The 23,539-nt window shown below is 71.6% G+C and carries 24 protein-coding genes; 18 read left to right on the top strand and 6 right to left on the bottom strand.

Annotation, left to right across the window (positions count from 1 at the left end; all coding sequences use genetic code 11):
• The first annotated feature begins 148 nt into the window (after positions 1 to 148).
• The 9 genes from benB to A5481_RS12590 all read left to right on the top strand — a co-directional run bounded on the left by benB (position 149) and on the right by A5481_RS12590 (position 9,146).
• On the top strand, positions 149 to 640 hold the full coding sequence (gene benB, locus A5481_RS12550; RefSeq protein ID WP_048431852.1) for a benzoate 1,2-dioxygenase small subunit: 492 nt from the start codon (positions 149 to 151) through the stop codon (positions 638 to 640).
• A 10-nt stretch (positions 641 to 650) separates the two neighbouring features.
• Positions 651 to 1,664, top strand: coding sequence for a benzoate 1,2-dioxygenase electron transfer component BenC (gene benC / locus A5481_RS12555; protein WP_048431853.1), 1,014 nt, complete (start codon positions 651 to 653; stop codon positions 1,662 to 1,664).
• Positions 1,661 to 2,470: a 1,6-dihydroxycyclohexa-2,4-diene-1-carboxylate dehydrogenase gene (locus A5481_RS12560; RefSeq protein ID WP_048431854.1), complete on the top strand. Its 810-nt coding sequence runs from the start codon at positions 1,661 to 1,663 to the stop codon at positions 2,468 to 2,470. Before benC ends, A5481_RS12560 begins: the two co-directional genes overlap by 4 nt.
• A 34-nt stretch (positions 2,471 to 2,504) precedes the next feature.
• A complete protein-coding gene (catA, locus tag A5481_RS12565) occupies positions 2,505 to 3,443 on the top strand; it encodes a catechol 1,2-dioxygenase (RefSeq protein ID WP_048431855.1) in 939 nt (312 codons plus the stop codon).
• A 584-nt stretch (positions 3,444 to 4,027) separates the two neighbouring features.
• A complete protein-coding gene (locus tag A5481_RS12570) occupies positions 4,028 to 5,197 on the top strand; it encodes a muconate/chloromuconate family cycloisomerase (RefSeq protein WP_048431856.1) in 1,170 nt (389 codons plus the stop codon).
• Positions 5,198 to 5,201: 4 nt separating this feature from the next.
• Positions 5,202 to 5,480 carry a muconolactone Delta-isomerase gene (gene catC / locus A5481_RS12575; protein WP_048431857.1) on the top strand — a complete coding sequence of 93 codons (279 nt, stop codon included), beginning with the start codon at positions 5,202 to 5,204 and terminating at the stop codon, positions 5,478 to 5,480.
• A 295-nt stretch (positions 5,481 to 5,775) separates the two neighbouring features.
• Positions 5,776 to 7,122: an MFS transporter gene (locus tag A5481_RS12580; protein WP_048431858.1), complete on the top strand. Its 1,347-nt coding sequence runs from the start codon at positions 5,776 to 5,778 to the stop codon at positions 7,120 to 7,122.
• A gap of 76 nt (positions 7,123 to 7,198) precedes the next feature.
• Positions 7,199 to 8,455, top strand: a complete 1,257-nt coding sequence (locus A5481_RS12585; protein WP_197514179.1) for an FAD-dependent monooxygenase — start codon at positions 7,199 to 7,201, stop codon at positions 8,453 to 8,455.
• Between the two features lie 394 nt (positions 8,456 to 8,849).
• The gene (locus A5481_RS12590; protein ID WP_048431860.1) at positions 8,850 to 9,146 is read left to right on the top strand and encodes a hypothetical protein; all 297 of its coding nucleotides are present in this window, start codon (positions 8,850 to 8,852) and stop codon (positions 9,144 to 9,146) included.
• 19 nt (positions 9,147 to 9,165) lie between these two features.
• On the opposite strand, the gene A5481_RS12595 is transcribed toward A5481_RS12590, so the two are convergent.
• The gene (locus tag A5481_RS12595) at positions 9,166 to 10,890 is read right to left on the bottom strand and encodes an ABC transporter ATP-binding protein (protein ID WP_048431861.1); all 1,725 of its coding nucleotides are present in this window, start codon (positions 10,888 to 10,890) and stop codon (positions 9,166 to 9,168) included.
• Positions 10,891 to 11,214: 324 nt separating this feature from the next.
• A complete protein-coding gene (hppD, locus tag A5481_RS12600) occupies positions 11,215 to 12,342 on the bottom strand; it encodes a 4-hydroxyphenylpyruvate dioxygenase (protein ID WP_048431862.1) in 1,128 nt (375 codons plus the stop codon).
• 132 nt (positions 12,343 to 12,474) lie between these two features.
• On the opposite strand from hppD, the gene A5481_RS12605 reads away from it, so the two are divergent.
• A complete protein-coding gene (locus A5481_RS12605) occupies positions 12,475 to 12,966 on the top strand; it encodes an Lrp/AsnC family transcriptional regulator (RefSeq protein ID WP_048431863.1) in 492 nt (163 codons plus the stop codon).
• A 127-nt stretch (positions 12,967 to 13,093) separates the two neighbouring features.
• Positions 13,094 to 14,158, top strand: coding sequence for a patatin-like phospholipase family protein (locus tag A5481_RS12610; RefSeq protein ID WP_048431864.1), 1,065 nt, complete (start codon positions 13,094 to 13,096; stop codon positions 14,156 to 14,158).
• Positions 14,159 to 14,173: 15 nt separating this feature from the next.
• On the opposite strand, the gene A5481_RS12615 is transcribed toward A5481_RS12610, so the two are convergent.
• Positions 14,174 to 14,605 (bottom strand): CBS domain-containing protein, encoded by a 432-nt coding sequence (locus A5481_RS12615; protein WP_048431865.1) that lies wholly within the window; start codon positions 14,603 to 14,605, stop codon positions 14,174 to 14,176.
• A gap of 132 nt (positions 14,606 to 14,737) precedes the next feature.
• On the bottom strand, positions 14,738 to 15,556 hold the full coding sequence (locus tag A5481_RS12620; protein WP_048431866.1) for a rhomboid family intramembrane serine protease: 819 nt from the start codon (positions 15,554 to 15,556) through the stop codon (positions 14,738 to 14,740).
• 513 nt (positions 15,557 to 16,069) lie between these two features.
• Here A5481_RS12620 and A5481_RS12625 point away from each other — a divergent pair.
• Positions 16,070 to 16,675 (top strand): PAS domain-containing protein, encoded by a 606-nt coding sequence (locus A5481_RS12625; RefSeq protein WP_048431867.1) that lies wholly within the window; start codon positions 16,070 to 16,072, stop codon positions 16,673 to 16,675.
• A 173-nt stretch (positions 16,676 to 16,848) separates the two neighbouring features.
• Positions 16,849 to 17,472, top strand: a complete 624-nt coding sequence (locus A5481_RS12630) for a PilZ domain-containing protein (RefSeq protein WP_048431880.1) — start codon at positions 16,849 to 16,851, stop codon at positions 17,470 to 17,472.
• Between the two features lie 4 nt (positions 17,473 to 17,476).
• Here the strand turns inward: A5481_RS12630 and A5481_RS12635 are convergent, their stop codons facing one another.
• Positions 17,477 to 17,959, bottom strand: a complete 483-nt coding sequence (locus tag A5481_RS12635; RefSeq protein WP_048431868.1) for an MmcB family DNA repair protein — start codon at positions 17,957 to 17,959, stop codon at positions 17,477 to 17,479.
• 225 nt (positions 17,960 to 18,184) lie between these two features.
• Between A5481_RS12635 and A5481_RS12640 the strand changes: the two genes are divergently transcribed.
• The 5 genes from A5481_RS12640 (at position 18,185) to A5481_RS12660 (ending at position 22,353) form a co-directional block, all read left to right on the top strand.
• A complete protein-coding gene (locus tag A5481_RS12640; protein WP_048431869.1) occupies positions 18,185 to 19,312 on the top strand; it encodes a PepSY-associated TM helix domain-containing protein in 1,128 nt (375 codons plus the stop codon).
• On the top strand, positions 19,309 to 19,530 hold the full coding sequence (locus A5481_RS12645; protein ID WP_048431881.1) for a hypothetical protein: 222 nt from the start codon (positions 19,309 to 19,311) through the stop codon (positions 19,528 to 19,530). The genes A5481_RS12640 and A5481_RS12645 overlap by 4 nt, the downstream gene beginning before the upstream one ends.
• 159 nt (positions 19,531 to 19,689) lie before the next feature.
• Complete coding sequence (locus A5481_RS12650) at positions 19,690 to 20,520, top strand: ABC transporter ATP-binding protein (RefSeq protein WP_064503973.1); 831 nt, start codon at positions 19,690 to 19,692, stop codon at positions 20,518 to 20,520.
• 22 nt (positions 20,521 to 20,542) lie between these two features.
• Positions 20,543 to 21,328, top strand: coding sequence for an ABC transporter permease (locus tag A5481_RS12655; protein ID WP_048431882.1), 786 nt, complete (start codon positions 20,543 to 20,545; stop codon positions 21,326 to 21,328).
• Between the two features lie 23 nt (positions 21,329 to 21,351).
• Complete coding sequence (locus tag A5481_RS12660; RefSeq protein ID WP_048431871.1) at positions 21,352 to 22,353, top strand: ABC transporter substrate-binding protein; 1,002 nt, start codon at positions 21,352 to 21,354, stop codon at positions 22,351 to 22,353.
• Between the two features lie 3 nt (positions 22,354 to 22,356).
• On the opposite strand, the gene A5481_RS12665 is transcribed toward A5481_RS12660, so the two are convergent.
• The gene (locus tag A5481_RS12665) at positions 22,357 to 23,538 is read right to left on the bottom strand and encodes a GGDEF domain-containing protein (protein WP_048431872.1); all 1,182 of its coding nucleotides are present in this window, start codon (positions 23,536 to 23,538) and stop codon (positions 22,357 to 22,359) included.
• Position 23,539: the final 1 nt, after the last annotated feature.

Consider the following 23,539-nt stretch of genomic DNA (forward strand, 5'->3'; position numbering starts at 1 on the left):
CCCTCTCCCGGCCCCTGCTGACGCAGGGACCACCCTCCCCCGCAGAGGGGGGAGGGTTCGGGAGCCCCACTCGTCCACCGAACCGACACACCGACGGCGCCCCCCACCGGGGCCTGAGCGCCCCCGCACGCCCACACGGAGCCCCCCGATGCCCCTCACCCTGGAGCAGGTGCAGCAATTCCTCTACCGCGAGGCGCGCTATCTCGACGACCGCGACTTCGACGCCTGGCTGGCGCTCTACGCCCCCGACGTCGAGTTCTGGATGCCGTCCTGGGACGACGACGACCAGCTCGTCACCGATCCGCAGACCGACGTCTCGCTGATCTACTACGACAGCCGCAGCGGCCTGGAAGATCGGGTGTTCCGCATCCGCACCGAGCGCTCCAGCGCCACCAGCCTGCCGGAGCCGCGCACCTCGCACAACATCTCGAACGTCGAGATCCTGGAGCAGGACGAGACGCGCGTGACGCTCCGCTTCAACTGGCTCACCTTCAACTACCGCTACAAGACGGTGGATACGCATTTCGGCACGTCGTTCTACACCCTCGACACCAGCGGCGAGGCTCCGCTGATCAAGACCAAGAAGGTGATCCTCAAGAACGACTACATCCACCACGTCATCGACGTCTATCACATCTGAGGAGGCCGCCGTGAGCACCGTTGCGCTCAATTTCGAGGACGGGGTCACCCGCTTCGTCGCCTGCCGGCCCGGCGAGACGGTGGCCGACGCCTCCTACCGCCTCGGCATCAACATCCCGCTCGATTGCCGGGACGGCGCCTGCGGCACCTGCCGGGTCCATTGCGAATCCGGCCGGTTCGATCCGGGCAGCTACATCGAGGACGCGCTCTCCGACGAGGAGGCCGCCCAGGGCTACGGTCTCGCCTGCCAGATGCGGCCGCAGACCGACCTGGTGCTGGCGGTGGCGGCCTCCTCCGAGGTCTGCAAGACGAAGGCCGCCGCCCTCAAGGGCAAGGTCGCGGCTTTGCGGCGGCTCTCCGACACCACCTTCGGCCTGAGCGTCGAGACCGAGGCGCCGGTCGGCTTCCTGCCGGGGCAGTACGTCAACATCGCGGTGCCGGGGAGCGGCCAGGCGCGGTCCTACTCGTTCAGCTCGGTCCCGGGCAGCAGCACGGCCGAGTTCCTGATCCGCAACATCCCGGGCGGGCTGATGAGCACGTTCCTGGCGAAGACCGCGAAGGCGGGCGCCGCCCTCGACCTGACCGGCCCCTCGGGCAGCTTCTATCTCCGCGAGATCCGCCGCCCGGTGCTGATGCTTGCCGGCGGCACCGGGCTGGCGCCGTTCCTGTCGATGCTCGCCAAGGTGGCGGAAACCGGCACCGACCAGCCGATCCACCTCGTCTACGGCGTCACCCACGATGCCGACCTCGTCGAGACCGAGGCGCTGGAGGAGGCCGCCGGAAAAATCTCGGGCTTCAGCTTCGAGACCTGCGTCGCCTCGCCCGAGAGCCGGCACGCCAGGAAGGGCTACGTCACCGAGCACCTCGCCGACGCGCACCTGCATGGCGGCGCGATCGACACCTACCTGTGCGGCCCGCCCGCGATGGTGGATGCGGTGCGCAGGACCTTCGTCGAGCGGGGATTGAGCCCCGCGAGCTTCCACTACGAGAAGTTCGCGGCGAGCGGCGTCGGGGGTGGGGCATGAGCGACCTCGGCAAGAGCGGCTTCGTCTCGCCCGGCCGCTTCGCGGGCAAGGTCGCGGTGGTGACCGGCGCCGCGCAAGGCATCGGCCGCGAGGTGTCCTTGCGGCTCGCCCGCGAGGGCGCCGCCCTCCTCCTCACCGACCGCTCGGAGATCGTCGGGGAAACGGCCGCCGAGGCGCGCGACCTCGGCGCGAAGGCCGCGGTGCAGCTCGCCGACGCCGAGAGTTTTGACGGCTGCGAGAGCGTGATGGCGGCGACGGTCGCCCGGTTCGGCCGGCTCGACGTGCTGGTCAACAATGTCGGCGGCTCGATCTGGTTCAAGCCGTTCGCGCACTACGCCCCGCACGAGGTCGAGGCCGAGATCCGGCGCTCGCTCTTTCCCACCCTGTGGTGCTGCCGGGCGGCCCTGCCGCACATGCTGGCGGGAGGCGGCGGCAGCATCGTCAACGTGTCGTCGGTGGCGACGCGGGGCGTCAACCGCGTTCCCTACGCCGCCGCGAAGGGCGGGGTGAACGCGCTCACCGCCTGCCTCGCGGTCGAATATGCCGAGCACGGCATCCGGGTGAACGCGGTGGCGCCCGGCGGCACCGAGGCGCCGCCCCGGCGCATCGCCCGCAACCCGACCCCGCCGAGCGACCAGGAGCGGGCCTGGATCGCCGAGGTGGTGGCCCAGACCAAGGCGTCGAGCCTGATGCACCGCTACGGCACCGCCGCCGAGCAGGCCGCCGCCATCCTGTTCCTCGCCTCCGACGAGGCCTCCTACGTCACCGGCGTCACCCTCCCGGTGGCCGGCGGCGACCTCGGCTGACCTGTCCCTGCAACCACAAGAGAGGAAACGCCCAATGACCACGACGACCTCCAAGATCGCCGATTCCGCCGAGGCCCAGGGCCTGTTCGACAAGGTCGCGGGCCTCTCCACCGAGGCCGGCAATCCGCGCGTCAAGCAGATCGTGCGCCGCATCGTCGAGGATGCCTGCCGGATCGTCGAGGATCTCGACGTGACCCCGAGCGAGTTCTGGACCGCGATGAGCTACCTGACCGAGACCGGCCAGAAGAACGAGTTCGGCCTCCTGATGCCGGGGCTCGGCATCGAGCACTTCATCGACCTGTGCATCGACGCCAAGGAGCGGGCGGCCGGCATCGCGGGCGGCACGCCGCGCACCATCGAGGGTCCGCTCTACGTCGCCGGCGCGCCGCTGGCGAAGGGCGAGGCGCGCCTCGACGACGACCCGGAGGACGGCGAGGTGCTGATCGTCGAGGGGCAAGTCACCGGGGAGGGCGGCGCGCCGGTGGCGGGGGCCGTCGTCGACGTCTGGCACGCCAACACGCTCGGCAACTACTCGGTCTTCGACAAGGGCCAGAGCACCTGGAACCTGCGCCGCCGCATCGAGACCGACGGGGAGGGGCGCTACCGCTTCCGCAGCATCCTGCCGAAGGGCTACGGCTGCCCGCCGCAAGGCCAGACCCAGGCGCTGCTCGACCAGCTCGGCCGCCACGGCCAGCGCCCGGCCCATATCCACTTCTTCGTCTCCGGCCTCGGCCACCGGCACCTGACGACGCAGATCAACCTCTCGGACGACCCCTACCTGCACGACGACTTCGCCTTCGCCACCCGCGACGGGCTGATCGCCGACGTGGTGCGGGTCACCGACCCGGCGGCGATCGCGGCGGCCGGGCTGGAGGCACCGTTCTCGACCATCCGGTTCGACTTCGCGCTCAACCCGGAGGTGGCGCACGCCCCCGACCCGGTGGTGGTGCGGCCGCACGCCGAGGCGGCCTGAGGCGCGACGTCCGACCTCTGCCCCTCTGCGGAGCCGGGCGGGAGAGGGGACGCCGCTTCCGGAGAGGTCGCGACCATTCTGACGGGCGCCACCTGGATCGGCGTCGCGCTGCCCCTCTCCCGGCCCCTGCCGACGCAGGGTCCACCCTCCCTCACAGAGGCAGGGCTGTCCGGGAAAACGTCTGAGACGAGAAGAACACGGGTTTCCCCCTCTCCCCGCGGGCGGGGAGAGGCCTGAGCTCCGAAGGGGCTCAGGGAGCAGCGAACCGCAGGTTCGCCGCGAGGGTGAGGGGGTGTTTCCGGAGGAGCCTCATGCGTTGACACCCCCTCACCCTCGCTCCGGCTTCGCCTCCGCTTGCTGCGTCTCCTGAACGGAGACACAGCCCTCTCCCCGCAACGAAGTCGGGCAAGCCCGACTTCGTCCGTCACTCGCGGATCCCGGGCAAGCCCGGGATCCGTCGGGGAGAGGAGAAGACCCGCGCCCTTCTTTCCCCGAACAGCCCTGCCGCAGAGGGGGAGGGGGAAGGGTTCAGAGCCCGCGCTTCAAACCCGAACCGACCCCACCCCACGCATCCCGAGACCCCCATGCTCGCGAAGACCCAGCGGCACGACGCCGTGCACCACACCCCCGCCCGAGACCTCGCGGTCGCCGGGATCCGCACCACGATCGTCGACGTGCCGACGGTGCGGAAGCACAAGCTCTCGCAGACATCGGTCACCGCGCAGAGCTACGTCATCGTGCAAGCCCGCCTCGCCAACGGCGTCGAGGGCATCGGCGAGGCGGCGACGCTCGGGGGACCGCGCTGGAGCGAGGAGAGCGTCGAGGGCATCAAGGCCACCATCGACACCTACCTCGCCCCCGCCCTGATCGGCCAGGCCGCCGACCGCTTCGTCACCGCCGGCGAGCGCCTGGACGCGGCGGCCAAGCGCAACAACGCCGCCAAGGCGGCGCTCGAGACCGCCCTGTTCGATGCGGTGGGCAAGACCCTCGGCCTGCCGGTCGCGGCCCTGCTCGGCGGCGCCGTGCGCACCCGCTTCCCGGTCCTGTGGACGCTCGCCTCCGGCGATCCCGACCAGGAGATCGCGGAAGCCGAAGCCAAGCTCGGCGCGCGGCTGCACCGGACCTTCAAGATCAAGATCGGCGCGCAATCACCCGAGGCCGACCTCGCGCGGCTGACCCGCCTGTCGACGGCGCTCGCCGACCGCGCCACGCTCATCGTCGACGCCAACCAGGCCTGGGACGAGACGGTCGCCCGGCGCTGCCTGCCGCGGCTGGCCGATCTCGGCATCGCCCTCGTCGAGCAGCCGCTGCCGGCCTGGAACGTCGCCGGGATGGGGCGCCTGCGGGCGCAGGGCGGGCTGCCGCCGCTGCTCGCCGACGAATGCGTGTTCACCGCCCACGACATGATGGGCGTCGCGCAGGCCGCCGCCGCGGACGCGGTCTCGCTCAAGCTCGTCAAGCATGGCGGGCTCGTGGGCTTGCGCAAGGTCGCGGCGGTGGCGGAGGCCGCCGGCATCGGGCTCTACGGCGGCTGCCTCCTGGAGAGCTCGGTCGGCGCCGCGGCGCATCTCCACGCCTTCGCGGGCCTGCGCGAGCTCGCCTGGGGCTGCGAGCATTTCGGGCCGCAGATCCTCACCGGCGACCTCGTCACCGAGCCGCTCGCCTTCCACGACTTCGCGGTGCACCTGCCCGAGGGTCCCGGCCTCGGCGTGACCCTCGATCCCGACAAGCTGCGCCACTACGCCAGGAGCTGATCCCATGCTGTACTGCGTCGAGATGGACGTCGCGATCCCGCACGGCCTCGATCCCGAGCACGTCGCCCGGCTGAAGGCCGACGAGAAGGCGCGCGCCCAGGATCTCCAGCGCCAGGGCAAGTGGCTGCACCTGTGGCGGGTCGCCGGCCGCTACGCCAATATCAGCGTGTTCGACGTCGCGAGCCACGACGAGCTGCACGACATCCTGTCCGGCCTGCCGCTGTTCCCGTTCATGACGATGCGCGTGACGCCGCTCGCGCGCCATCCCTCGGCGATCGAGTGAGCGACGGGACCGTTGCCGGGCGGCACAGCTCCCCCGGCCGCGGACACCCTCGGCGTCATCCCGCGGCCCGTCGAAGACGAGAACCCGGGATCCATCACTGCTGACGAAGAAGAAAAAACAGATCGCCATTCTCTTCGTCCTGCATCGTCGGCGGTTCTGGATCCCGGTTTCCGCTGCGCGACCCCGGGATGACGATGGAGGGCATGAACACTGTCCAGCATCTTGGACAGATCGCGGCGCCACCCGGCGCAAGACGAAAAAAATCTCAAAAATCATCCCGGAGGAACCGACGCCCATGCCCACTCCCCGCAGCATCGACGTCCAGGACGTCATCAACCGCCACGGCGTATCGCGATTCCAGATGCGGATCGTGCTGCTGTGCTTCCTCGTCGTCGCCATCGACGGGTTCGACACCGCCGCGATCGGCTACATCGCCCCGGCCTTGCGCAGCCAGTGGGGGGTGACGCAGGCCCAGCTGGCGCCGCTGTTCGGGGCCGGGCTGTTCGGCCTGATGATCGGCGCCTTCCTGTTCGGGCCGCTCGCCGACCGGGTCGGCCGCAAGGCGGTGCTGATCGTCACCACGGCGTTCTTCGGACTCGCCAGCCTCGCCTCGGCCTGGTCGACCTCGATCGAGATGCTGACGGTGCTGCGCTTCGTCACCGGCCTGGGGCTCGGCGGCGCGATGCCGAACGCCATCACGCTGACCTCGGAATACTGCCCCGAGCACCGGCGCTCGTTCCTCACCATGGCGATGTTCTGCGGCTTCACCGTCGGCTCGGCGCTCGGCGGCTTCGCGGCGGCGCACCTGATCGCCGATTACGGCTGGACCTCGGTGCTGGTGCTCGGCGGCGTGCTGCCGCTCGCCCTCGTGCCGGTGCTGATGCTCGGCCTGCCGGAATCGGTCCGCTTCCTCGTCCTCAAGCAGGCCCCGGCGGAGAGCGTCGCCAAGCTCCTCCGACACATCGCCCCGGCGGAAGACTTCTCCGGCGCCACCTTCACCGGCATCGCCAAGCCGAAGGGCTCGCCGATCGGCCAGCTGTTCCGGCCCGGCCTCGTCGCCGGCACGCTGTGCCTGTGGCTCACCTTCTTCATGAGCCTCCTGATCTTCTACCTGCTGTCGAGCTGGCTCCCGACCATCATCAGCAGCGCCGGCCTGTCGCTCAAGGAGGCCTCCCTCGTCACCGTGATGCTCGCCACCGGCGGCACCGTGGGCGGGCTGGTGCTCGGGGCGCTGATGGACCGGGCGAACCCGCACGTGGTGCTCGGCCTGTCCTATCTCGCGGCAGCCGGCTTCGTGGCGCTGATCGGCAGCGCCACCGGCTCGGTGCCCCTGCTGGTGGTCGCGGTGTTCGGCGCCGGGTTCTGCGTCGCCGGCTCGCAGATCGGCATCAACGCCCTCTCGGCGAGCTACTACCCGACCGCGAACCGCGCCACCGGCGTCGCCTGGGCCAACGCGGTCGGCCGGGTCGGCTCGGTGGTCGGCTCGATGATCGGCGCCTCGCTGATCGGGCTGGGTCTCGGCCTGCCGGCGACCTTCGGCATCGTCGCCCTGCCGGCCCTGGTCGCCGCCGCGAGCATCGCGCTCAAGGGCCGGCTCGGCACGCCGGCGCCGCGCCTCGCCCCGGTGCTGCAGAACTCCTGACGCCCTCGTCCCCGCGCGGGGCGCAGAGACCCCGCGCGGGGCTCGATCGAGCCTGCCCTCCAGGGAGATCCGACCCGTGCCAGCGACATCCCCCGCCGACCGGCCCTTGCGCGTCGCCGTGATCGGCGGCGGCATCGGCGGGCTGACCCTCGGCCTCGCGCTCCGCGCCCGGGGCCTGCGGGCCGAGATCTACGAGCAGGCGGCGGAGCTGGCCGAGATCGGCGCCGCCGTGGCGCTCTCGGCCAACGCGACGCGGGAGCTGGAGCGCCTCGGCCTCGGGCCGGCGCTGGCCGCCGTCTCGACCGAGCCGACCGAGCTGATCTTTCGCGATGGGCGCAGCGGCGCCCGGGTCGCCGCCCACCCGGTCCGCGACGGCGGCGCCTACGGCAGGCGGTTCGGGGCGCCGTATTACGGCGTGCACCGGGCCGACCTGCAGACGGTGCTGAGCGGGGCGCTCGCCGGCGAGGGCCTGCATCTCGGCCACCGCCTTGCCGCCCTCGACCAGCGCGGCGACGTGATGGCGCTCACCTTCGCCAACGGCGTCGAGGTCGAGGCCGACCTCGTCGTCGGCGGCGACGGCGTTCGCTCGGCCGTGCGGCGCTGGATCACCGGCGGCGAGCGGGTGCGCTACTCCGGCACCAGCGCCTTCCGGGGCGTGGTGCCGATGGGCCTGCTGCCCTCCCTTCCCGACCCGGAAGCGATCCAGTTCTGGATGGGGCCAGACGCGCATCTCCTGCACTACGCCATCGGCGGCACGGCCGATTCGGTCAACTTCTTCGCCGTCGTCGAGGGACCGGCGGCCTGGACCGCGGAGCGCTGGCTCTGCGGCATCGGCCCGGGCGAGCACCGCGCCGGCTTCGCCGGCTGGCATCCGGCGGTGATCGAGATGCTCGACGCCCTGCCCCAGAGCCGGCGTTGGGGCCTGTTCGTCACCGATCCGCTGCGGCGCTGGCATCGCGGCCGGGCGGTGCTGATGGGCGACAGCGCCCACGCGATGCTGCCCCATCACGGCCAGGGCGCCAACACCACGATCGAGGACGCCGTGACCCTGGCCGAGCTGCTCGCCGCGGGCGGCGCCCGCGACCTGGGCGGGACGATGCGGCACTATCAGGGCCTGCGGCAGCGGCGCACCCGCACGATCCAGCGCAGCGCCTGGGCGACGAACCGCCTGCTGCACCTGCCCGATGCCGCGGGTCCCGACGCGCTGGCCGAGCGCGACGCCCGGATGGCGCGCTTCCCCGAGGATTTCGGCTGGATCCACGCCTTCGACGCGCGGGCCGCCGTGACGGAGGCGATCGACGGCATCCGGGTCGATTTACTGAAAGATCTTTGAATATCATTCACTTCCCATGCATTAAGCCGAATGACGGCGTACGAGAGTCCGGGTCTCTGCGGGCCGGCGCCGACCCGCCGGCCCGGGCCCGTCCCGCAAGCTTTCCCGTCTCGGGCCTCAAGTCTGCATCGATCGAGACTGCGCGGGTGCACCCTGTCGGCGACGCCGAACGAAGAAGCGACAATCGAACCGATTCTCACAACTTTCGATTCTACCGATCGCCGTCTCGCGCGTCCGGAGCCGCAATGTCAGGAACTTAACGAAACCGGCCCCGCGATCGGCCGGATCTGCTCTGCGACCGGTGGGGAAGCGACCCCCCGTACGCATTACGCCGTACGGCCTAGGCTGTAAGTCCGAATGTTTCCAACATAGATCAAGTACTACCTGCGCGGGCATGATCCTGGCACACGATGCGACGACGGCCGCCACGAGCCGTCCCCCCACCCCTCCCCGCGCCGCGGGCCTGCTCGCGCATGTCCTGCGCGACCTCGCCCTGTCCTACGAGGCCGAGTGCCCGGGGGGCTTCGCCCGCTTCCGGCAGGCCCTGTCGGTCGAGTCGCTCGCCGTCATCGCGCGCTTCTCCGGCGCGGCGACGAGCGACGAGGCCGCCTACGCCCTGGCGCGGCAGGTGCACGAGACGCTGCTCGACGTCGAGGAAGACGTCTGGGCGCTCCACACCGCCGCGCACTGACCCCCCTCCTCCGTCCCCGTTACTCCGCCGCGACGATTCCCCCTTGCGCCGCGTGCAGGCGGCGGTAGGCGCCGTCCGCCGCCACGAGCGCGTCGTGCGAACCCTGCTCCAGGATGCGCCCGTCCGACACCACGGCGATGCGGTCGGCGTGCCGGATGGTGGCGAGGCGGTGGGCGATGACGAGGGTCGTGCGGCCGACCGTCAGCTCGGACAGGGCCTGCTGGATCTCGCGCTCGGTCTGGGTGTCGAGGGCCGAGGTCGCCTCGTCGAGGATCAGGATCGGCGGGTTCTTGAGGAAGACCCGGGCGATCGCCAGGCGCTGCTTCTGCCCGCCCGAGAGCTTGACCCCGCGCTCGCCCACCACCGTGTCGAGGCCGTCCGGCAGCGCCGCGATCAGGGCGTCGAGGCGGGCGCGGTGCGCCGCCTCCCGGATCTCGGCCTCGCTCGCGTCGAGGCGGCCGTAGGCGATGTTCTCGCGGATCGTGCCGGCGAACAGGAACACGTCCTGCTGCACGATGCCGATCTGGCTGCGCAGCGAGGCGAGCGTCAGGTCGCGGATGTCGTGGCCGTCGATCGTGATGCGCCCGCCCTCGACGTCGTAGAAGCGCGGCACCAGCGAACACAGGGTGGTCTTGCCGGCCCCCGAGGGCCCGACGAAGGCCACGGTCTCGCCTGAGCGGACGACGAGGTCGACCCCGTCGAGCACCCGGCGGCCGTCGCCGTAGCCGAAGCGCACGCCCTCGAAGCGGATCGCGCCGGTGAGCGGCACCGCCGCCGCGCCGGGGCGGTCGACGATGTCGGGCGCGGTGGCGAGCAGCGCGAGGTAGCGGCGAAAGCCCGCGATGCCCTTCGGGTAGGTCTCGACCACCGCGCTGATCTTCTCGAGCGGCCGGTAGAACACCCCGACGAGGAGCAGGAAGCCGATGAAGCCGCCCGCGCTGAGATCGCCCCGCACCACGAAGGCGGCGCCGCCGAGCAGCACCACGATCTGGACGAGGCGCATGCCGAGATAGTTGAGCGACAGGCTCGCCGCCATGATCCTGTAGGCGTCGAGCTTGGTGGCGCGGTAGCGCTGGTTGTCGGCGGCGAAGAGGCGCCGCTCGTGGGCCTCGTTGGCGAAGGCCTTCACCACCCGGATGCCGCCGACATTCTCCTCGATGCGGGCGTTGAAGGCGCCGACCCGGCCGTACTGCGCCTGCCAGTTGCGGGTCATCCGGCCGCCGTAGCGCACGGTGACGAAGGCGATGACCGGCAGGATCGCGGCGGTCATCAGCGCCAGCGGCGGGTGGACGGTGAGCATCAGCCCGAAGGCGCCGATGAGCGTCATCACGGCGATGAACAGGTCCTCGGGCCCGTGATGGGCGACCTCGCCGATCTCCTCCAGGTCCTTCGTCACCCGGGCGACGAGGTGGCCGGTCTTCTGGTTGTCGAAGAAGCGGAACGACAGCGTCTGCAGGTGATCGAAGGCGCGCGCCCGCATCGTCGTCTCGATGTTGATGCCGAGCACGTGACCCCAGTAGGTCACCACCACCATCAGGCCCGCATTGGCGACGTAGAGCGCCGCGAGCCCGCCCGCGGCGAGCAGGATCAGGCTCCAGTCCTGGCGCGGCAGCAGCACGTCGACGAAGGCCTTCACCGCCATCGGGAAGCCGAGCTCGAGCAGGCCCGACAGGATGGCGCAGCCGAAATCGACGAGGAACAGGGCCCGGTACGGCCGGTAATAGGCGAGGAAGGCCTTGAGCATGTCGGTCCGGCGGCGATGGGAGGGTCGCGGCCGCTGGCCGCGCGGGCTCCCTGATAGGCGGGAACCCGCACGCGCCACAAGATCAGGCCGCGTGCCAAAGAGCCGCCCCGGGCGGGAGCGTCGCGGCAGAGGCGGGACAAACGCAGCCGGAACGCCCGGCGCCACCTCGCCCCGTCTTATCTTTGATTTATTCCAGATAAAGCAAGGCGGCGTTGCCCGGGACCGGATCGCCGAGGAAGACGACGCTCTACTGGAACACAGCTTGCGCGGTGCGAGGCGACCCGGATCGAATCGCCCCGATCGACCGGTCCGGACCGCAGCCGCTCAGGCGGCGTCGCGGGGGCTGTCGGCGGCGAGCACGCCGCGGCGGATCTGGTCCTCCTCGATCGACTCGAACAGCGCCTTGAAGTTGCCCTCGCCGAAGCCGTCGTCGCCTTTTCGCTGGATGAACTCGAAGAAGATCGGCCCGATCGCGTTGGCCGAGAACAGCTGCAGAAGGATCTTGGTCATCCCGCCCTCGACCACGCCCTCGCCGTCGATCAGGATGCCGTTCTTCTCCATCCGCTCCAGCGACTCGCCGTGACCGGGCAGGCGCCTGTCGACCCGGCGATAATAGACGGAGGGCGGCGCGGGCATAAAGGCGACCCCGCCGGCCCGCAGCGCCTCGATCGTCGCGTAGATGTCGCGGCAGCCGCAGGCGATGTGCTGGATGCCCTCGCCGCTATAGGCGTGCAGGTATTCCTCGATCTGGCTCTTCTCGTCGGCCGATTCGTTGATCGGGATGCGGATCTTGCCGTCGGGCGAGGTCAGCGCCTTCGAGAACAGACCGGTCTGCTTGCCGGCGATGTCGAAGTAGCGGATCTGCCGGAAGTTGAAGATCGCTTCGTAGAACCCGGCCCAGACGCCCATCCGGCCGCGATGCACGTTATGCGTCAGGTGGTCCAGGTAGAAGAGGCCGAGGCCCTCCGGCCTGGGGTCGGCGTCGGCCAGCCAGTCGAACGCGGCCGCGTAGGGCGAGCCCTTCCGCCCGTAGGTCTCGACGAAGTAGAGCAGCGAGCCGCCGATGCCCTTGATCGCCGGCACGTCGAGGGTCTTCGTCCCGTCCGCCGGGTCGGCCGGCTCGGCGCCGAGGGCGATCGCCCGCGCATAGGCGGCCTGCGCGTCGACCACCCGGAACGCCATCGACGGGGCGCAGGGGCCGTGGGCGGCGACGAAGCGGTGGCCGTGGCTGCCGGGCTCCTCGTTGACGAGGTAGTTCACGTCGCCCTGGCGGTAGACGGTGATCGCCTTGGTGCGGTGGCGCGCCACCGCGGCAAAGCCCATGGCACGGAACAGGTCGTGCAGGGCCTGAGGCTCGGGATGGGCGTATTCCACGAACTCGAACCCGTCCGTGCCCATCGGGTTGGCGGCGGTGACCTGCGCGGCCGGGGCGTCGTGCGGATAGGGGCCCATGGTGCGTGCTCCTCGTGGTCGCTGGATCGCGTTCGTTGGGGCCATCACAGCATGGACGGCGCGCGTGGGGCGTGCGAAATCCGGGCGCCGTCCCGCCCCGCACGCACGGTCCGTGCACGAACACAGCCCCGGATGACCGATCCTCTCACCCTCGACGGGTTCGACCTGAAGATCCTCGCGGCCCTGCAGGAGGACGGCCGGCTCGGCAACCAGGAGCTCGCCGAGCGGGTGCACCTGTCGCCGAGCCAGTGCTCGCGCCGGCGCCTGCGGCTCGAGGAGCGCGGCGTGGTGCGGGGCTACCGGGCGGAACTGGCGCCGGGGCCGCTCGGCCTCGCCGTCACGGTGTTCACCAAGGTCGCGCTCGCCACCCACAACCGCGACAATGCCCGCCGCTTCGCCGAGCTGGTCCGCGGCCTCGACTGCGTGCTGGAAGCCCACGTGATGACCGGCGACAGCGACTACCTCCTGAAGGTGATCGTGCCCGACCTGAAGGCGCTCTCGGGCCTGATCAACGACGTGCTCCTGCCGCACGAGAGCGTGGCCCACGTCCATTCCTCGGTCGTGCTCGACACGCTGAAGGAGGCCGCCGCCCTGCCGCTGCCGCGCGGGCCGGCCGCCGGCTGAGCCGCGCCGGCGGGGCCGTTCCCCCCGATCCCCGACGAAACGGCGATGCAACCTCCGCCGTTGACGAACGCTTGATGGATCCAGGCCACACTGGGAACCGGGACAGGCCCGGCAGAGGTCAGGCGCCATGATGTGGGACGGCATCGCACTCTTCTCCGGCGCGCCGGTGCGGCGCTCAGCGGACGGCGTGCTCGGTGCCGCGGGCGTTCCTCCGCTGCGCGAGCCCGAGCGGCCGCGGCGGGCCAAGGTCGGCCTGGCGCTCGGCGGCGGCGCCGCCCGGGGCTGGTCGCATATCGGGGCGATCGAGGTCCTGCAGGAGGCCGGCATCCCGATCGACGTGGTCGCCGGCTGCTCGATCGGCGCGGCGGTGGGCGCCTGCCACGCCGCCGGCAAGCTCGGCGAGCTGCGCGACTTCGCCGTGTCGCTGACCAAGCGGCGGGTGATGGGTCTCCTCGACTTCCACATCAGCGGCTCGGGGCTGATCGCCGGCGAGCGGCTGCGGCGGCTGCTCGAGCGCGACCTCGGCGCCTCCCGCATCGAGGACCTGCCGCTGACCTTCGCGGCGGTGGCGACCGAACTCGGCACCGGCCACGAGATCTGGCTCACCCGCGGCGGCCTCGTCGAGGCGGTGCGGGCCTCCTACGCGCTCCCGGGCATCTTCGATCCGGTCAAGATCGCCGGGCGCTGGCTGATGGACGGGGCGCTGGTCAACCCGGTGCCGGTCACGGCGGCCCGCGCGCTCGGCGCCGACGTGGTCCTGTGCGTGAACCTCAACGGCGACATGCGGGTGCGCGGCACGGTGATCCAGTCGCACGGGGCGGAGGGCGCCGACGCGGTGATGGAGGCCGCCGCCGAGGCCGCCGGCGCGATGCCCGAGGAGCCGCGGCGCTGGCCGCTGATCGGCGGCCGCCGCAACAAGCCGAAATCCCAGCCGAAGCCCCGGCCGGAGGCCGGCGCGCCGAGCGGCATCGCCAGCGTGATGGTCGACGCCTTCAACATCACGCAGGACCGGATCTCGCGCTCGCGGCTCGCCGGCGACCCGCCCGACGTGATGATCAACCCGAAGCTCGCCCAGATGGGCCTGTTCGAGTTCCACCGCGCCGAGGAGTGCATCGAGCTCGGCCGCCAGGCGACGCGGCGCCTGCTGCCGGAGATCCACGAGATGATCGCCGCCGCCGTCACGCCGGCGTGACGGGGCGGGCGGGCGTCAGGCCGTCGCGATGTACTCGCGCAGGGCCCGGTGCTCGGCCTCGACCGATTCGATGCGGTGCTTGACCACGTCGCCGATCGACACGAGGCCGACGAGACGGCCGTCCTCGACCACCGGGACGTGGCGGAAGCGCCCGTCGGTCATCAGCTCCATCACCTCGTCGACGGCGGTGGCGCGGCCGCAGCACACCACCTTGGCGGTCATGTGCCGGGAGACCGGCGCCTCGAGCGCGGCGCCGCCGCCGCGGACCACCGCCCGGATGATGTCGCGCTCCGACAGCATGCCGAGGACGTTCTGGCCGGCATCGCTCACCACCAGGGCGCCGATGCCCTTCTCGGTGAGGAGCGCGGCCGCCTCCGCCAGCGTGCGGTGCGGCTGCACGGTCACGACGGTGCGGCCCTTCTGCGACAGGATGCGCGCAACGGTCATCAACACCTCCCTGCTCGGCCCCCCCGGCCTGAAGCGATCCGGGTGGGACGCTCGTTTGGACGGGGAGTGTGTGACCGCCCGCGGGACGACGCAAGCACCCCGGAAGTCCAAAGCACTTGATCCGTGCCCGACTCAGCGTCGTCCGAGCCGCTCGACCAGGGGAAGCATCAGGAAACCGACGATGAAGCCGCCGAGATGCGCGTCCCAGGCGACCGCCGAATCGCTGAGGCCGAGCGGCAGGGCGGCGAGGCCGAACAGCAGGTTGGTGACGAACCAGATCACCAGGAACACCGCCGCCGAGCGGTTGCGCAGCAACTCGGGAATGGTCTGCAGCCGGGTCGGCACCGGGCGCTGCCACGGCACGGCGCCGGCGCCGGCGACCTCGGGCGGCTGGAAGGCGAAGCGCACCGCCGCCGCCATCAGGCCCGACACCCCGGCCGAGGCGCCGATCAGCGGCACGGTGCTCAGGGGATCGATCAGGACGTGCAGGAACCCGCCCGCGGCGGTCGAGACCAGCGCGATCACCCCGTAGCGCCAGGCTCCGCAGCGCCGCGCCACCGGCGTGCCGAAGGCCGCGAGCCACACGCTGTTGAGGAGCACGTGGGCCCAGGAGCCGTGCAGGAGCGCGTAGGTGACGAAGGTCCAGGGCATCGCCCCCGGATCGGCCACCAGGTAGGCCGCGAAGGCCTTGCGCGCCTCGATCTCGAGGGCGGACCCCTCCGAGGCGGCGGCCGCCCGCAGCACGTCGGCGGCGCGGCCGGGATCGAGCGCGAGCGTCCAGCGCGCCGGCACCAGGGCGAGGTCGAGGAGCGCGGTGATGTCCCAGACGTCCGGCAGCACCTGCCGCACGGCGTGGATCAGCACCAGCACCGCGACCGAGGCGGTGACCACGGCGGGCATGTTGAAGACCGGCACGCGCGGCGGTCGCGGGAGGTCGGGGGTGGCATCCATGCGGCACCTTTGCGGGGGCGCGGGCCCGACCGCAAGGGCGGCCGGCGCCGCGGACGGGCCGCACGCCGAAAGAAAGACGCCGGCCCGGGGAGAAACCGCCCCGGCACCGCGGAGAATCCGGCGCGCCAAAAAAAGAGGGGAGAGCGTTGCCGCCCTCCCCGAAAGAGGATGAACCGCGCCGGGCCGCTCGTGGGCCCGCGCGAGGACGCCGTCAGGACCGTGACGACGCGGGCCGGACGGCCCTCACCCCTTTGCACGCGAGCGGGCATAGGGCGCGTCCGCCACCCCAGCCAGCCCGAATTCGCTGTCGCCCGCCACAATCGCGCAGGTGTAGGCCGAACGCAACATTCATGATCCGGTAACCTTACCGAAACCTTACGCTCTCGCTGCCCCGCGGTTCGGCATACGGTCTGCTGAACCGAATCAGTTCAGCCGGAATCGGTCCCGAAACGGGACAGCGTCCGGCGGCACCCTGGACCGCCCGCCCCACGACCCGTGCCAGACCGAGACGCCATGAAGCACCCGACCAGCCGCCTGCTCCACGCCTACTGGAACGGCCTGCGCGGCGCCCGCGCGGCGCCGGAGCGGGGCGAGATCGAGCCCGGGGAGATCCGCCACGTGCTCGCCGACAGCCTGATCCTCGAGATCGACGCGCCCCGGCAGGCCGCCTCCGTCCGCCTCGCCGGCACCCGGCTCTGCGCGCTGTTCGGGGGCGAGTTGCGCGGCCTCTCCTTCGCCGGACTGTGGGGCGAGGCGCCGGCCGCCGATCCGTGGCGGCTGATCGAGGTGGTGATCCAGGAGACCGCCGGGGTGGTGGTCGGCCTCGTCGGGGTGACCGAGGCGGGCGAGACGATCGACCTCGAATTGCTGCTCCTGCCGCTGCGCCACCGCGGCAAGACCCAGGTCCGGGTGATCGGCTCGCTCTCGCCCGCGCTGATCCCGACCTGGCTCGGCCTGCGCCCGATCGTGGCCCTGCGCACGGTGTCGCTGCGCATCCTCACGCCGGAGGCGAACGCCGCCGCGGCCGCGAGCCCGGGCATGCCCCCGCCGGCCGCCAACGACGAGCCCGGCCTCGAGCGGCGCAAGCGCTTCGTGGTGCATCGCGGCGGGCGGGCCTGAGGCGTCGGCGGTTCCTTAACCATTCGGGCGCACGCTCTGCCGGAGCGGTCGTTTTCGCACCGGGAGAGGCGCGCGTCATGGCGAGCGGGGTGGGCAGCGGCTTGCGCAATGGCCCGGCGAACGGCATGGGCGGGACACTTGGCGGTACCCTTGGCGGTACCCTCGGCAGCGTCCTGGGTCAGTCCGCCCTGTCGAGCGTGCGGCCCCTCGCCCTGCGGGCGGCGGCGGACCAGCGCCGGCATCGCCGCGTGGCCGTCGCGCTGCTCGGGCGCTACATGCTGGCCGACCGCCAGGAATATCCCTGCCAGACCGTCGACATGTCCCCGGGCGGGGTGCGGCTGATCTGCGCGGTCGGCGGCGAGGTCGGCGAGCGCATCGTGATCTACCTCGAACATGTCGGGCGGATCGAGGGCACCATCTCGCGGCTCTTGCCGGACGGCGTCGCGGTGGCGATCAGCGCCACGGCGCGCAAGCGCGACAAGATCGCCTCGCAGCTGACCTGGCTCGCCAACCGGGCGGTGCTCGGCCTGCCGGAGGACCGCCGGCACGAGCGCGTGGTGCCGCGCCAGGCCCTCACCACCCTGCGCCTCGAGGGCGGGCGCGAGGTCGCCGCCCGCATCGTCGACATCTCGCTGTCGGGCGCCGCGCTCGCCTGCGAGACCGAGCTGCCGCTCGATACCGGCCTCGTCATCGGGCGCACGCCGGCCCGGGTGGTGCGCCAGTTCAAGGGCGGCGTCGCGGTCGAGTTCCGGCTGCCGCTGTCGCCGGACCGGTTCGACGAGAACCTGGTGCTGTAGCGTCCTACAGCGCCCCCTCGCGGATCGAGCCCGGATCGGCGAGCGCGTGGAGCAGCCCCGCCGCCGCATGGGCGAAGCGCAGGGTCACGGCCTTGCGGCGGGCGCCGGCCAGGGGGTGCTCGGGCGGCGGCCGCAGGATCGCGGCGCCGAAGGCGTCGGCGACGATGAGCCCGGTGTCGTCGGGCAGGATCTCCACCGGCAGGGTCTCCGGCACCGCGAAGTAGAACCGGTCGCAATAGTCGCGGTAGTCCGGCCATTTCCGGTCGGCGCGGAAATCGGCGACGCTCGACTTGATCTCGACGATCGTCAGCTTGCCGCAAGCCCCGAGCGCGATCAGGTCGGCGCGCCGGCCGTTGGCCAGGGTGAATTCCGGAATCGTGACGTGCCCGAGTTCGGCGAACAGGCGCCGCACGCCGCGCTGGACGCCGAGCGCGGTCGGCGATTGGCGGCGGTCGACGGGGAGCGAGAGGGCGAGGGCGGCGGACAAGGCTGTGGACGGACGCTGATCGAGGGATTGCCAAAGGATCGAATCGGGAACGCCATCGGACCAGCTTCACCCCCCGTTGTCACCTGCAACCCGTGTCGCAGGCCGCGCACCCTTGCGTACGGCCGCGCCAGCCTCTAGCCACCGGTCCGGAAATCCGAAGCGGAATCAGCAGTTTATTCTCATTCAAAACTGCCCCGCGCCCACATCCCCGGGGAGGAGAACCGGATGAGAGCGTCCAGCGTCCGCGCCTGGGCCTTCGTGCATACGTGGTCGAGCCTGATCTCGACGCTGTTCATGCTGCTCCTGTGCCTCACCGGCCTGCCGCTGATCTTCCACCACGAGATCGATGGGTGGCTCGGGATCGGCGACGCGCCCGCCGCCCTCGCCGGGCAGGCTCCGGACCTTGCGCCCGCCCCCGCCGACCGGATCGCCGGGAACGCCCTGCGCGACCATCCGGGCCAGGTGATCCAGTACATCGGCTGGGACCAGCACGAGCCCGACACGGTCTTCGTCATCCTCAACGCCGCCGCGGACGCCCCGCCGAACGACGCCGCGGTGACGCTCTACGACGCGACCCGCGGCACCAGGCTCGGTCCGTCGGGCAGCGCGTTCATGCAGGTGATGCTGCGGCTCCACGTCGACATGTATGCCGGCTTGCCCGGCAAGCTCTTCCTCGGGGCGATGGGCCTGCTCCTCGTCGCGGCGATCGTCTCGGGGGTGGTGCTGTACTGGCCGTTCACCCGGCGGCTCGCCTTCGGCACCCTGCGCCCCGGGCGGTCGCGGCGGGTGGCCTGGCTCGACCTGCACAACCTCCTCGGCATCGTCACGGTGGCCTGGCTCGCGGTCGTGGGCCTCACCGGGGCGATCAACACCCTGTCCGAGCCGATGATCGGGATGTGGAAGGCCGAGACCCTGGGCCGGATGATCGCCGCCAGCCCGGCCGGCCCGCCGGCGGAGCGGCCCGCCTCCCTCGACACCATCGTGGCGCACGCGAAGGCGGCGGCGCCCGGGATGGTGCCGGGCTTCATCGCCTTCCCGGGCACGCCCTTCGCCACGCCCCGGCATTTCGGCGTCTTCCTGCGCGGCACCGCGCCGCTCACCGCGCGGCTGCTGCAGCCGGTGCTGCTCGATGCCGGCACCGGCGCGGTGGCCGATACGCAGCGCCTGCCCTGGTACCTGACCGCGCTCCTCGTCTCGCAGCCGCTGCATTTCGGCGATTACGGCGGGATGCCCATGAAGGTGCTGTGGGCGCTGCTCGACCTCGTCGCCATCGCGGTCCTGGGCAGCGGGCTCTACCTGTGGTGGGCGCGCCGCCGCCGCCCGGTGCCGGCGCTGCGGGTGCGGCCGGCATGAGGGGCGGGAGAACGAAGGGCCGGGATGGCTGGCGCGCGGTGTTCGGCGTGCCGCTCGCCGTCGGCGCCGCCACCCTGGCCGGCCTCGTGGCGGCGCTCCTCCACGAGGGCGCCGGCTGGGTCGCGGCCTGGGCGGCCCTCGGCCTGCCCCTGGCCCTGATCGCCTGGCATGCCGGCAAGGCCTGCCTGCCCCGAAACCGGCCGGCGCGACGGACGTAGCGGTTGATCTCACGCGCCCGCTCGCCGATGGTCGCCGCCCCGGGAGCCCCGCGGAACGGCAAGGCCGTCCAGGGGAGCGACGGGCAAGGACGCCGGGAGGGAGCGAGGGGCATGGTGGGGCAGCGCGCCGCCGAGGGACGAAAAGGGGGACGGGCCGGCATGCGCCTGGTCGGCGGCACGGCGCTCGCCCACGACGATGCCGCGGTGCGCCTCGACGGGGTCGGCATCGCCTTCACCCTCAAGGGCGGCAAACGCTACGTCGCGGTCGAGGGCATCGATCTCGGGGTGATGCCGGGCGAGTTCGTGGCGGTGGTCGGGCCGACCGGCTCCGGCAAGTCGACGCTCCTCAACGCCGCCGCCGGCCTGCTGAAGCCCGCCGCCGGTTCGGTCACGGTGTTCTCCTCGGCCCTGTCGGGCCTCAACGCCCGGGCCGGCTACCTCTTCCAGGCCGACGCGCTGATGCCGTGGAAGACGGCGCTCGACAACGTCGCGGTGGCGCTGGAGCCGCAGAAGGTGCCCCGCGCCGAGGCGCTGGTGCGCGCCCGCGAGTGGCTGGCCAGAGTCGGGCTCGCGGCCTTCGCCGACCGCTACCCGCACATGCTCTCGGGCGGCCAGCGCAAGCGCGTGGCGCTCGCCCAGATGCTGATCCGCGATCCCGAGATCCTCCTGATGGACGAGCCGTTCGGGCCGCTCGACGCGCAGACCCGGCAGATCATGGGCAACCTGCTGCTGGAGCTATGGGCGGCCAACCGCAAGGCGGTGATGTTCGTCACCCACGACCTCGAGGAGGCGATCGCGCTCGCCGACCGGGTGGTGGTGCTCTCCGCCGGCCCGGCGGCTGGAATCGTCGGCGAGTTCAAGGTCGATCTCGCCCGCCCGCGCGACATCAGCGAGATCCGCCTCGAGCCGCAATTCCACGCCCTCTACAAGGAGATCTGGTCCTGCCTGCGGGTCGAGGTCTCCCGCGCCTATGCGGGCGGCCCGGCGTGACGATGAACCGGAGATCCCTCTCGTGAACCGCTTCGGCCTCCTCGCCCTGCAGATCCTCGTCGGCCTCGTCGGCTTCGCGATCTGGCACGTCCTCACCGTCTACCCGATCCTCGGCGCGCCCAAGCAGATCCAGTTCTTCTTCTCGACCCCGGTCGAGGTGCTCAAGCGCACCTGGACCGAGATGGCGAGCCCCGAGATCTGGGGCCACCTGTGGATCACCCTGCAGGAGACGGTGCTGGCCTTCGTCTTCGGCGCGGCGGGCGGCATCGCCTTCGGGTTCCTGTTCGCCCGCAACGCGCTGCTGGCTGCCGTGTTCGACCCCTACATCAAGGCGGCGAACGCCCTGCCCCGGGTGGTGCTGGCGCCGATCTTCGCCCTGTGGTTCGGGCTCGGCATCTGGTCGAAGGTGGCGCTCGGCTTCACGCTGGTGTTCTTCATCGTGTTCTTCAACGTCTACCAGGGCGTGCGCGAGGTGAGCCCGGTGGTGCTCAACAACGCCCGGATGCTCGGCATGAGCGAGCGCGGCCTGCTGCGCCACGTCTACTGGCCCTCGGCGCTGACCTGGATGTTCTCCTCGCTGCACACCGCGGTCGGCTTCGCGCTCGTCGGTGCCGTGGTGGGCGAGTATCTCGGCTCCTCGGCCGGCCTCGGCTACAAGATCCACGAGGCCGAGAGCGTGTTCGACGTCACCGGTGTCTTCGCCGGGATGCTGATCCTGACCGTGTTCGTCATCGTGATCGACACGGTCGTCACCCTGATCGAGAACCGCCTCCTGGTCTGGCGCCCGCAAGCCGGCGGCCAGAGCTGAGAGACGAAGGGAGGAACCACCCCATGCAACGCCGCAGCTTCCTCGCCGGGGCCGCCGCCCTGGCGCTCGCGCCGGTTCCCGCCCGGGCCGACACCGTGAAGGTGCGCATCGGCGTCGGCGGCAAGCCCCTGCTCTACTACCTGCCGCTGACGATCGCCGAGCGGAAGGGCTTCTTCAAGGAGGAGGGCGTCGAGGCCGAGATCAACGATTTCGGCGGCGGCGCGCGCTCGCTCCAGGCGCTGATCGGCGGCTCGGTCGACGTGGTGACGGGGGCCTACGAGCACACGATCCGGATGCAGGCCAAGGGCCAGGACGTGCGCGCGGTGTGCGAGCTCGGCCGCTTCCCCGCCATCGTCATCGCGGTGCGCAAGGATCTCGCCGACACGGTGAAGTCCGCCGCCGACTTCAAGGGCCGCAAGATCGGCGTGACGGCGCCCGGCTCCTCGACGGCGCTGACCGCCCAGTACGCGATGCTCAAGGCCGGGCTGAAGGCGAGCGACGCGCCGCTGATCGGGGTCGGCGGCGGGGCCGGCGCCATCGCGGCGATGAAGAAGGGCGAGATCGACGTCATCTCCCACCTCGATCCGGTGATCGCCAAGCTGGAGGCCGACGGCGACATCAAGGTGCTGATCGACACCCGCACCGAGGCCGGCACGCGCGCGCTCTTCGGCGGGCCGAACCCGGCGGCGGTCGTCTACACCAAGCAGGACTGGATCGAGCACCACGCCGCCGCGACCCAGAAGGTCGTCAACGCCTTCGCCAAGTCGCTGAAGTGGATCGTCGCCGCCTCGGCCGAGGAGATCGCCGACACGGTGCCGCCGGCCTACCATTTCGGCGACAAGGCGCTCTACGTGCAGGCGGTGAAGAACTCGCTCGAGAGCTATTCCCGCACCGGCATCCCGACGCAGGAGGGCATGGCGAGCGTGCTGGAACTGGTGCGCACCCTCGATCCCGACCTGCAGGGCGCCAAGATCGACCTCGCGACGACGGTCGAGGACCGGTTCATCAAGCGGGCGATGGGCTGACCCTCACGCCCATCCGGTCCGGGTCGCGCCGCGCGGCCCGGGCGCCGCAGCAGGCTCGATCGTGACGCCCGACGTCGCCAGGCGGCCCTTGCCGGCGGCCTTGGCGCGGTAGAGCGCCGCGTCGGCCTCGGCCAGCAGCGCCTCCGGGGTCATCCCCGGGGTCGCCCAGCCGATTCCGACGCTCAAGCCCACGCCGATCCCGATCGCGTAGGGCGCCTTCACGGCCTCGATCAGGCGCACCGCCACCACCGCGGCCTCGTGCGCCCGCCCGCCGCAGGCCAGGATCACGAACTCGTCGCCGCCGAACCGGGCCGCCTGCCACTCCTTCGGGATCGCGGCGGCGATCCGCCGGGCGATCTCCACCAGCAGGGCGTCGCCGGCGGCGTGGCCGAGGCCGTCGTTGACCGCCTTGAAGCCGTCGAGGTCGAGGTAGAGCAGGGCGAGGTCGTCGGTCCCGCCCCGCAGCCGCCCGGCGAGTTCCTCCATCAGCCCGGTGCGGTTGCGCAGGCCGGTCAGGGGGTCGTGGGTGGCCCGGCGCTGGTTCTCGCGCTTCGCCAGCATCACCTCGACGTAGTTGCGGTTGAGCCGCCCCAGGGTGCCGACGATCGCGACCACGAACAGCAGGCCCAGGAGCGTGCCGATCAGGTACCAGGGATCCCGGAAGTGGATCGGCATCATCGTCTTCAGCGGCAGGTCGCACAAGGCGACCATCGTGACGGCGAGGCGCGGCGCGCCGTAATTGCGGGTGACGATCCCGCTGACGACTCCCATCATGGTGAGAGTCGCCAGGAACTGCAGCAGCGGGTCGCCGCTGACGAAGCACAGGACGGTCGAGGCGCCGACGAGGCCGGCCCAGACGACGCTGGTGGCGAGCAGGAGGTCCGTCGGGACCGGCTCTCCCCGGGCGAGGACCCGGCCGGCGCGCAGGAACAGCCCGATCCGGAGGACGAGCAGCCCGGCATCCGCGAGCAGCAGGCCGAGGAAGAGCGGCCCCGGATGCCGGATCGCGGCCGCGGCCTCGACGAGCAGCATCGCCATGGCGCCCAGCACCAGCGAGGAGACGGAGGGCAGGAACGTCGCCAGCAGGCGGCTCCGCAGGTCCGCCGGCAGGTCGAGACCCGGATCCGCCAGCCAGCGCAGGGGCGCCACCTTCGGCAACAGGTAGGTCGGTGGGGCGTCGGACATG

Source organism: Methylobacterium platani, assembly GCF_001653715.1.
GTDB lineage: Bacteria > Pseudomonadota > Alphaproteobacteria > Rhizobiales > Beijerinckiaceae > Methylobacterium > Methylobacterium platani.